Source organism: Priestia sp. TRM10 (assembly GCF_057808375.1).
The window spans coordinates 81,986-92,030 of record NZ_JBJZOT010000010.1 but is presented as its reverse complement, the minus strand read 5'-3'; the positions used below and the strand labels follow the sequence as shown (position 1 = coordinate 92,030).

Genomic DNA, 10,045 nt, shown 5'->3' with positions numbered 1-10,045 from the left:
CTCTCCATAGAAAGTTTGGTTTCATCTTTCGATGTCCATAGCTTTTTGTTTCTTATAAGAAACGTTGTTTTAAAAATAAAATAGAATTAACGTTGACGTATTTTGTTCAGTTTTCAAAGGTCAATCACTTCGTTTGTCGTTAACAGCGACTTTTATATCTTATCACTTCTCTCGAAGTGTGTCAACAACTTTTTTGAAAATGTTTTTTGATTTTGTTCGTTTTGCGCTACCGTAGCAGCGACAAGTAATAATATATCAAGTTTCAAAAGAAACGTCAACACTAAATTTCATTTTTTTTATTCTTTTTTTAAAATCATGTTATGAAGGACTGAACCTCTACATATTATGAGACAAGATAGCTTGTTTCATAAGGGGGTAAACATGAATTTTTTCTATACGATTAATGGAAGTCGAGCAAAACAGATTGTATTGGTTTTAATACTATCATTTTTTGCAGGTGGTTTTCTACTTACTCAGACGTTATTTCACATTCCTGTTTTCTCAACTAAAGATGGCCCAAAAGCAATTTATGAGAATGGGACAATTAAAGACAAAGTTGCTCTTACATTCAATATTAGTTGGGGAGATGAAAAGGCTGAAGAGATTTTAGATACTTTACGCTCACATGATATTGAGAATGCTACTTTCTTTTTATCTGCTTCATGGGCAGAGAGACACCCTGAAATTGTAAAGCGAATTCAAGAAGATGGACATGAGATTGGTTCTATGGGTTACGCGTATGAAAGTTATACAAGTTTAGAAGCACAAGAAATCCGCCAAGACATCGCTAAATCTGAAAAAGCATTTAAAACACTTGGTGTTGACAAGATCAAACTACTTAGACCACCTAATGGACATTTTGATAAAGAAACTTTAAAAATTGCGGAAGCCCATAATTATACAATTGTTCATTGGAGTCTTAATACAGAAGACTGGTTAAATCCTGGTGTAGATAAGATTGTAAGAAATGCAACTGAGAAAATTAAAGGCGGTGACATTGTTCTTCTTCATGCATCTGATTCTGCTCAGCAAACAAATGAAGCTCTTCCTTCTATTATTAGAGAACTTTCAAAGAAGAAATTAAAAACAACAACAGTTTCAAGTTTGATTTCTGGCGCTACTTCTAAAAGTGAAGAAATTAAATAACCCCTATCCTTCGCTTATTGAAGGATGGGGCTTTTTTTTACTTACTTTCTCTCACTTCTTTTATTATATAAGGAGATTTCAAAAATTTCGGAAGTATCAAAAGTTGATAGATATTACAGATAAGCAATGGGATTAGCATAAGATACAGCCAACTTTGCTCATTTGTTCTTAGCGCTGGAAACCACTCGACAATCGTCACAACAGTTAAGAAAAATAAAGCTGGGATAAATGCTGTTCGGTTTGTTTGCTTCATTTTTACATATGAGAAGGCAATCCCAACTACTAAAAGTGTGAGAGCAAGGAAGAAGTAATTAATGATTGATTCTCCTGCTTCAGCAAAAAATGTGTATCTAAAATACACAAGATCAAATAGGACAAAAAGAATAAGAACAACTTGTACTGAATTCCAAAGTGATGAGGACTTAAAGATACCGAGTCCAAATCTGTGAACAGTCAAGTAAGAAAAAAAGCCCATCTGACTAATTAAACTAAAAATGCAACCTACCCCAATTAGCCAAATAGCAATTGCTACTATCTCACCTATTTCACCTTGAATAAAAAGGTCCTTATATTCTCCCCAGTTCAATGTAAATCCAACAAATACTGTTATGACAGCCCCAACTGAAAGCGTTGATAAAAAGAAACGTACAAGGTTTCGACTTTTCATCTGTTCTCCCCCATTAATTGTTCTTTTTATTTCATGTAAGTCCCCTTATATCTTATTTACCACAAAGAAAATGTAATTCCTGTTAACGACTTTAGAACGTGAATATTTTTTCTATTTCCTTTCATATTAAGAATAAGACATTTTACAGAAGGTATCTGAAAGGAGCGTTACAATTATGGGAAGAGCTCTTTTGCTCCTATATGCCCTAATCTTTGTTTTTTCTTCATCTGGGTGTGCCCCGCAAGAGGCAGAAGGAAGTGAAATGGACTACGATCAAACGAAAAAGATGGTAGTAGATATCCTTAAAACAGACGATGGAAAAGAAGCACTAAAGCAAGTGCTAAAGGATGATGAAGTAAAAAAAGAGATCGTTATAGATGAGAAATTGATCAAAGAAACAATTCAAGATACACTGTCATCTGAGAAAGGTTCAAAGTTCTGGACTGAAGCTTTCAAAGATCCTAAGTTTGCCAAAACACTTGCTACATCTCTTCAAGATGAGCATGAAGAAATTATTAAAAAGCTTATGAAAGATCCTGAATATCAGCAAATGCTAATGGATGTTCTTAAAAATCCTGAAATGGAAAAAGAGGTCACAAAGCTGTTAAAAAGTAAAGAATATCGAAAACATCTTCAAACCGTTATAACTGAAACATTTGAAAGTCCAACATATAAAGGGAAAGTTCAAGAAATGATAGACAAAGCTGTAAAAGAAGCAGAATCTGAAGAAAAGAAAGAAGAATAAGTGGAGTAAAGAGGCGTTGCATATATGCAACGCCTCTTACCTTTATACATTATGATCCTGTTGTTGTGTGCAAAGAGAAATAACTTTTTCGCCAATTTCACTATAGATCTTTCCTAAACGGTGATCTTCGCCATATACAGATGGAGCAAATTCTTCTTCATTCCAATCTGGTTGCTGTAGCGGAAGTTTTCCAAGCAGTGGAACAGCTAGTTCCTCTGCTAGCTTTTCTCCTCCACCTTTGCCAAACACGTACTCTTTCTCTCCTGTAACTTCACTTTCAAAGTACGCCATGTTCTCTACAACACCTAAGACTTCATGTTCTGTACGAATAGCCATCGCCCCAGCCCTTGCTGCTACAAAAGCGGCTGTTGGATGTGGAGTTGATACAATGATTTCTTTACACGCAGGAAGCATAGAATGAATATCAAGCGCAACATCGCCTGTTCCTGGAGGTAAATCGAGCAGAAGGTAATCTAACTCTCCCCACTCTACTTCCTGGAAGAAGCTTGTCAACATTTTACCAAGCATAGGGCCTCTCCAAATGACAGGTGCATTGTCTTCGACAAAGAAGCCCATTGAAATAACTTTTACACCAAAACGATCAACTGGAATAATTCGATCATTTTCAACAGTTGGACGTTGTTCAATTCCCATCATATCAGGGACGCTAAACCCGTAAATATCAGCATCAATCAAACCGACTTTCTTTCCAAGCCTTGCAAGAGCAATTGCTAAGTTAACAGAAACGGTTGATTTTCCAACGCCTCCTTTACCACTGGCAATTGCGATAAATGTTGTATCTTTTGTATTTAAAAGTGATGGCTGCTCTTGCGCTGCCACGCTATCTTGCGGCAGTGCTTCAAAGCGGAGACCAACTGTTTCAAAACCTGCTTCTTTTAATAAATTTACTACTGTTCCTTGAAGTTGCATCTGCTCTGCTGTTCCTGTTTTAGCCACAAGCAGTTTAACGCTCACATGTTTTTTCTCTTCTTTAATTTTAATTTCTTGAATGCCGTCTAACTCTCCTAATGTTTTATGTAAAAACGGCTCTTCTACCCCTGATAATAGTGCGTGAACTTCCTTTTCTGTGAGCATGTTTTCACCTTCCCCGTTGAATTCGTTTACATTCTGAATTATATCATATTTTCCCTTTGTTTCGTGAACGCAAACAAAAAGCACCTCACTCTTTCGGAGGTGCTTTTGCTGTTAGGTGCTGTAAAATCCCTCTATAGATTGAAGCAGCCACTTTCTTCTGATATTCTTCTGTTTTTAAAAGATCATGCTCTGTTGGATTGGAAAGAAAGCCAACTTCAACAAGCGCTCCTGGAATATCAGCATTTTCAACAAGATAAATATTTTGAATTCTTTTTGCTTCTCGATTCGTATTATTCAAGTTTCCTTTGAATTCGGATTGAATCCATGTAGCTAAGTTCTTATTTTCTTCTTTTGATCCATTGTAAAACGTTTGAGCTCCGCTCCATTTTGGAGAAGGAATTGCATTAAGATGGATACTTAAGTACATATCAGCACTGGAATGATTGATAATTTCTAGACGCTTTCTTAAATCTTCTCCTTTGCGTCTGCTATACCCTTTTGTATCTTTGTCTGCTAAGTCTTCATCTTTTTCACGCGTCATAATAACAAGTGCTCCTTGTTCCTGAAGGTAATCCCTAATCATCAAGGAAATGGAGAGCGTTACTTCTTTCTCCAAAACATCTTTACCAACTGCTCCCCCGTCAGCGCCTCCATGGCCTGCATCTAAGACAATAATTTTACCACTTAACGGGAGATTCCATGAACCGATTGAGCCTTTATTTGTAAAGTAATGCTGAACGCCTAGAAAAAGACAACAGATAACGATAATAACAGTCCCTAACCAAAGCTTTTTTTTCATCGTGCTCCCCCCGCTCGTCCTACCTACTATTTTCTATATGGTGAGCGGAGAGGATTTATGATTATTTTAGGACAATTTTAAGCCATATCTTTTCTTTCCAAACCGAAAACCTTCTGTCCACCAGTCATCAACGTAGGCTTCACAAAGCATATACAAACCATCACCTGTTGGCAGCTCATAATGATCCTCTGTCCAAAAGGAAAGATAATCGAAAAGAGCAGAAACAAGCTTTTTCCCCTCTCTTTCAGATCTTACACGTACTTTCTCTTCCTGTTCTCCATAATAACCAAACCTGCTATATTTTGCTCCAAGCAAGAAAGCTTCAACTGCTATATCTAAGCACCCTTCCTCAACAGAGCGGTTATTTTTTGTTGAATAAAACATGAGCGGCTGAAAATAGCGCATCATTTCCTTATATAGTTTCTCAAGTGAAATTCCGCTCATCACTTTTCGTTCATACTTCATTTCTTTTTCTCTTCTTCGTTCTTTGAATGTTGTAATTACGGTCACGTTCTCCATCCTCCTTTTCTTTTATTGTGACCGACCGCTAACTTTATACACAGGAACAAAAAGGCAGAGAGTTCTACTCTCTGCCTTCTACTTGTTTAGTATATTTTCTTTCACTTCAGGCTTTCTTACAGCTATGCGGGCTTTTCCCATCATAAGTACTGTAATAAAAGCAAGACCAATTGGAATAAGAGCAAATGTAAAAGCATCTGTAATAGAGGTTGACATAGCATGCACAATTTTTGATAGAACAGGCTCTGGAATCATTGCACGAGCGCCTCCCTCAAAAAGAGCGCTTGGGTTTTCAACATTTGCCATTGCTCCACTGCTTCCTGCACTTCCAAAGCTTTCTTTTAATTCACTTGTAAAGTGACTACTTTGAATTGTCCCAAATACAGTTACGCCAATTGTCATTCCAAGAGAACGAGCGAAAGAGTTTGTAGAGTTTGCGGATCCTCTGTAGCGCACATCCAGTTTTTCAATTGATGCTGTTGGTAAAATTGAAAATGAGAAACCAACCCCAAAACCTGTTAATACCATAAAGATAGTTAACATCCATCTTGCTGTCTCAGGAGTCATTGTACTTAACAACACCATGCCAGCTGCAAAGGAGACAATTGAAAGAAACATAAGATTTCGGAATGTTGTTTTCGTTTGAAAAATCCCACCGATTGCGCTTCCTGCAACAGATCCTAACATCATTGGTGTTAATACCAACCCTGCATTTGTTGCAGAACCGCCATAAACAGCTTGAACAAAGATAGGAATAAATACTGTTAAGATAATAAATGTGCCTCCGTAAAGGAAAGCCAAGATTTGAGCTGTTGCAAAAAGACGGTTTTTAAACATCCAAAAAGAAATGATTGGATCTGACACTTTTCGTTCTGTAAAAATAAAGATAATGAAAAATAAAATAAAAGATCCGAACAACCCTAGAATCTGTGGTGATTGCCAACTATATTCTTTGCCACCAAGCTCAAGAGCAAACATCAAGCTGACAACTGCAATAACAAGTGTTGCAGCTCCTATCCAATCTACCCTTTGTTCTTTCCGCTCTGTTGATTCTTTATAAGCTTTAATAATTAAAAGAAGAGATACAATACCAAGTGGTACATTTACATAAAAAATCCATTGCCAGCTAATATACTCTGTAATATAAGCACCAAGCAAAGGACCACACACGCTTGAAACTCCAAATACTGCTCCAAGAAGACCTGTCATCTTACCACGTTTCTCGGGAGGAAAAATATCAAATACAATTGTGAAAGCAATCGGCATAAGCGCTCCGCCTCCAACACCTTGTACTGCTCGATAAATGCTGAGCTGCTCAATGCTTGTTGCTGTACCACACAAAATTGAACCTAATAAAAATACTAAAAGACCAAAAATAAAAAAACGTTTGCGACCGTACATATCAGACAATTTACCAAAAATAGGCATTCCAGCCATTACAGTCACCATATATGCAGAGGTCACCCAAACAAACTTATCTAATCCACCAAGATCAGAAACAATAGTCCCCATTGCCGTTGCAACAATAGTGTTGTCCATTGCAGCCATTAAAATAGCCAATAATAGTCCTGTTACAACAAGCTTTAATTGTGAGTCTTTTGAAACCACAGGCTCACTCCTCTCTAATGTTTAACAAAGTTAATTATAGTGAAATTTTTACATAAGAGCTACTTCTAATTTGAAGTTTATCCCTTTTATCGAAATGTGCTAACTTAAAACATAAATAAAAGGAAGAATATATCCTTTTCTACATAACTTTCGCTAATCCTAGTGAAGAATCAAAATAAAGAACTTTTTCTTCTCTTTATTAAGTTGTACAAACATAAATCTCAGAGTTATGAAATTAGTGCTCCTGTTGGTTAAAAATTCACATACTATAGGTAAATCTTCACTCATTCTTATGTATGATTGACGCTTGGAAGTGATTTGTTATAGTTGAGGTACTAAATGTGTTGTACACTAAAACATTCTTACTGATCGTAAAGGGGCTTCTGTTACTCTCCTTGTAAGAAGCTACTGGTTTTAGCACATTCTACTCTAGAAGAATTACTTCTCTACACTCTATAATTGGTTTCTTGAATACAAGGAGGAGCTTCTATGAAGAGCATCCAGAACCGCCTACTGCTCATGTTACTAATCTTTATCATTTTACCCTATTTTCTATCTGTCTTTTTTATTTATAGCTATACCAAACATAGCGTAGAGCAGCAAGAACTGAAAAATAGCCATGAACAGCTTCGCGAAAATTCAACAGAGCTTCAACAATATTTCGAGGAAATGATTAACCTTCCTTATATTTTATATCGTGATCCTAAACTATTTCAGATTTTAAATAATGAAGTTGAGGACTCAAGTTACTTAGAAAAAAGTTTGGAGAACTTCTCATTAATGCGGAATGAGATTCGTCAAATTCAGTTTTATATGGATAAAGATAAAGAGGCGTTAACTGTCTATAATGCCACTGCGAGTGCGCGTAAATCCAGGCCTAATTTCTTACAGCAGCCCTTTATTAAAGAGCTTTACAATTTAAACATAAAATACGTTATTCAGCCACCACATTCCATCCAAAATTACAATAATTCAGCTATTGTTCCTCAATCTGACAAGACAAAAGTAATTACATTCCATCATAAGATTGTTGATGTATTATCTAATGAATTTCTTGGCACAATCTCAATGGATGTAGATTATGAAATGTATGCACGCATATGTAACAATTTAATTGGTGAAGATCAAGAATCTGTCTTGCTTATCAACGAAGATAATAAGATTGTCTATGCGAATGATACTGAGCTTATTGGACAAGTAGTTTCGCCTCATTTACAACAGAAAATAGAGAGAAACGCTGAAACAGGTGATGATATTATCTTAGCTAACACCTTATCCGGACCACTTGATCAGTGGAAGCTTGTTAAGATTACGCCAAGTCATATCCTATTCGATGATGCTAGAAAAACTTCCTATACTTTTATTATTGTCGGAATCATTATTGGCTTACTTGGAGTATTAATGATTAGCTTGATTTCCTATAAGATTACCCATCCACTTAAGCTTCTTACCCAAAAAGTACGGACCATAAAAGGTGGCAATATGAATATTGATTTTAATGATAAAAGAGAAGACGAGATTGGTTATTTAGAACTTCATATAAAAGAAATGATGGAGCGAATTAATCTCCATATTAATCGGGAATACAAACTTGAAATTGAGAACAAGGAAAATCGATTAAGAGCCTTAAAGTCACAAGTGAATCCTCATTTCCTTTTCAACGCTCTACAATCAATAGGTGCTGTTGCGTTAAGATCCAATGCTCCACGCGTTTATCATTTAATTACATCTTTATCTAAGATGATGCGCTATTCAATTAATGCAAACAAGTGGGTCAAAGTTCAAGAAGAAGTAGAATATATCAAAGCTTACCTTACTCTTCAAATGGAACGCTTTCGGAAAGAAGTTCATTATTCTATTCATATCAGTGATCCTATTTTAAATATGCAAATTCCTAGTATGATTCTTCAGCCGCTTGTTGAAAACTTTTTTAAACATAGCTATGAAGAAGGTTTCTATGATGCCCCACTGAACATTTATGGAGAAATGCAGAAATCATTTTTACAACTTGTTGTCGAAAGTTATGGCGCTAGTATAACGGATGAAGAACTCAAGAGATTGCAGGAAAATATTTATCATTCTTCTCTTACCTCTTCTCAAGGGCACAAACATATCGGTCTAAAAAATATCCATGATCGACTTATTCTAAATTACGGAACGCAAGCACATCTAGAAATTGATCGAAACAACGGAGATGGCTTTATTGTTAAAATTGCCATCCCGCTTGAAGAAAAACGTTTAAAAGAAGATTAATTGATGGATTTTTGTAAGGAGGAAAAAGTGTGAAGGCTTTAATTATTGATGATGAAGTGAATGTACGTGAAGTTATACGTTATCTAGGTCAATGGGAAAAGTACAGCATAACTGATATTTTAGAAGCAAGTAATGGCGAAGAAGCAAAACATATTATTGAAGCTACAAAACCAGAAATTATCTTTACAGATATCAAGATGCCTAAAATGAGTGGAATAGAAATGATTGAATGGTTAGATAGCATCTCATATCCAGGTAAAGTAATCTTTGTGACTGGGTATAACGATTATTCATTTATGAGACAAGCCATTAAACATCGTAGTTTCGATTATCTATTAAAACCAATTGAAGAAGAACCCTTTAATCATACATTAGCAGAAGCTGTCCAAGCATGGGAAAACGAGCATTCCCATAGTGGGCAGGAAATAATTGATAAAAACTTCCAAAAACTCCGTATTGAGCAGTTAATAACAGATGCATGTATGGGAGAAACATACAAATCAACAGACATTCTTCCCTATCTTCCTTCTTCTGATCAATATGAGATGGCTTTAATTTCTTTCTATCAAATGCATTATGCGGAACCTTATATTAAAGCCTTATCTGATGAGCTGAAAGAACGAAAGCTAGGAAATGCCTTTTCCCTTCAAAGTGATCGAAACATTTGTGTTATCATCACAGTACGCAATGAATGGTTAACAGTTGAAGAATGGATAAGTCAGAAATTTGATATTCCCGTTCGCTTTGTGAGCGGGAGATCGTTATCGTCGTTATCTCATATCTTAGATGCTTTTCAGTTCTTACAAGAGGCATTAGACAATCACCAGTATCGTTCGATTCATAAGTTAGATGAGCTTCATGCTGCTCGTCGTATGAAAGACATTGTTTCATATGTAGACATGTATTATATGGAAGAATTAAGTTTAGAGAAGCTATCGAACCTGTTTTTCTTTAGCCGGGAGCATATTTCACGGAAGTTCAAACAAGAAACAGGATTGCCGCTTTCTAAATATATGACAAAATTAAGAATCCAACGAGCAAAGCAGTGGTTAGAAGATACCGAAGAAACAATTTACTCCATTTCTTTACTGCTCGGTTATCAAGATGAAAAATACTTCTCTAAACTATTTAAAAAAGTAGTTGGATTAACTCCCTTTGAATATAGAAAAGAGAAAAAACTAACAGTAATAAGTAGATAGTTAGACACCGATCG

General features: G+C 35.9%; 9 protein-coding genes. 4 read left to right on the top strand and 5 right to left on the bottom strand.

The annotated features are described in order from the left end of the window. The first annotated feature begins 381 nt into the window (after positions 1-381). Positions 382-1,146, top strand: coding sequence for a polysaccharide deacetylase family sporulation protein PdaB (gene pdaB / locus ACK3CR_RS08435; RefSeq protein ID WP_328123624.1), 765 nt, complete (start codon positions 382-384; stop codon positions 1,144-1,146). Positions 1,147-1,183: 37 nt separating this feature from the next. Here the strand turns inward: pdaB and ACK3CR_RS08430 are convergent, their stop codons facing one another. Continuing rightward, complete coding sequence (locus ACK3CR_RS08430; RefSeq protein WP_488975227.1) at positions 1,184-1,813, bottom strand: KinB-signaling pathway activation protein; 630 nt, start codon at positions 1,811-1,813, stop codon at positions 1,184-1,186. Positions 1,814-1,988: 175 nt separating this feature from the next. Here ACK3CR_RS08430 and gerD point away from each other — a divergent pair, with 175 nt between their 5' ends. Beyond that, positions 1,989-2,558: a spore germination lipoprotein GerD gene (gene gerD, locus ACK3CR_RS08425; RefSeq protein WP_243515843.1), complete on the top strand. Its 570-nt coding sequence runs from the start codon at positions 1,989-1,991 to the stop codon at positions 2,556-2,558. A gap of 42 nt (positions 2,559-2,600) precedes the next feature. Here gerD and ACK3CR_RS08420 read toward each other — a convergent pair whose 3' ends face one another. The 4 genes from ACK3CR_RS08420 to ACK3CR_RS08405 all read right to left on the bottom strand — a co-directional run bounded on the left by ACK3CR_RS08420 (position 2,601) and on the right by ACK3CR_RS08405 (position 6,579). Then, a complete protein-coding gene (locus tag ACK3CR_RS08420; RefSeq protein ID WP_488975226.1) occupies positions 2,601-3,653 on the bottom strand; it encodes an Mrp/NBP35 family ATP-binding protein in 1,053 nt (350 codons plus the stop codon). Positions 3,654-3,738: 85 nt separating this feature from the next. Further along, positions 3,739-4,452 carry an N-acetylmuramoyl-L-alanine amidase CwlD gene (gene cwlD / locus ACK3CR_RS08415; protein ID WP_243515847.1) on the bottom strand — a complete coding sequence of 238 codons (714 nt, stop codon included), beginning with the start codon at positions 4,450-4,452 and terminating at the stop codon, positions 3,739-3,741. Between the two features lie 66 nt (positions 4,453-4,518). Next, positions 4,519-4,962 carry a DUF2521 family protein gene (locus ACK3CR_RS08410; protein ID WP_243515849.1) on the bottom strand — a complete coding sequence of 148 codons (444 nt, stop codon included), beginning with the start codon at positions 4,960-4,962 and terminating at the stop codon, positions 4,519-4,521. Between the two features lie 87 nt (positions 4,963-5,049). Further along, positions 5,050-6,579, bottom strand: a complete 1,530-nt coding sequence (locus ACK3CR_RS08405; protein WP_276517213.1) for an MDR family MFS transporter — start codon at positions 6,577-6,579, stop codon at positions 5,050-5,052. A gap of 489 nt (positions 6,580-7,068) precedes the next feature. On the opposite strand from ACK3CR_RS08405, the gene ACK3CR_RS08400 reads away from it, so the two are divergent. Both ACK3CR_RS08400 and ACK3CR_RS08395 read left to right on the top strand, forming a co-directional pair. Beyond that, a complete protein-coding gene (locus tag ACK3CR_RS08400) occupies positions 7,069-8,832 on the top strand; it encodes a cache domain-containing sensor histidine kinase (protein WP_488975225.1) in 1,764 nt (587 codons plus the stop codon). 29 nt (positions 8,833-8,861) lie between these two features. Then, the gene (locus tag ACK3CR_RS08395) at positions 8,862-10,031 is read left to right on the top strand and encodes a response regulator (RefSeq protein WP_488975224.1); all 1,170 of its coding nucleotides are present in this window, start codon (positions 8,862-8,864) and stop codon (positions 10,029-10,031) included. The last annotated feature ends 14 nt before the right edge of the window (positions 10,032-10,045 follow it).

Coding starts and splice junctions, on each gene's coding strand:
- ACK3CR_RS08430 (WP_488975227.1), bottom strand. CDS start 1,813: ATGAAAAGTCGAAACCTTGTACGTTTCTTTTTATCAACGCTTTCAGTT.
- pdaB (WP_328123624.1), top strand. CDS start 382: ATGAATTTTTTCTATACGATTAATGGAAGTCGAGCAAAACAGATTGTA.
- ACK3CR_RS08420 (WP_488975226.1), bottom strand. CDS start 3,653: ATGCTCACAGAAAAGGAAGTTCACGCACTATTATCAGGGGTAGAAGAG.
- gerD (WP_243515843.1), top strand. CDS start 1,989: ATGGGAAGAGCTCTTTTGCTCCTATATGCCCTAATCTTTGTTTTTTCT.
- ACK3CR_RS08400 (WP_488975225.1), top strand. CDS start 7,069: ATGAAGAGCATCCAGAACCGCCTACTGCTCATGTTACTAATCTTTATC.
- cwlD (WP_243515847.1), bottom strand. CDS start 4,452: ATGAAAAAAAAGCTTTGGTTAGGGACTGTTATTATCGTTATCTGTTGT.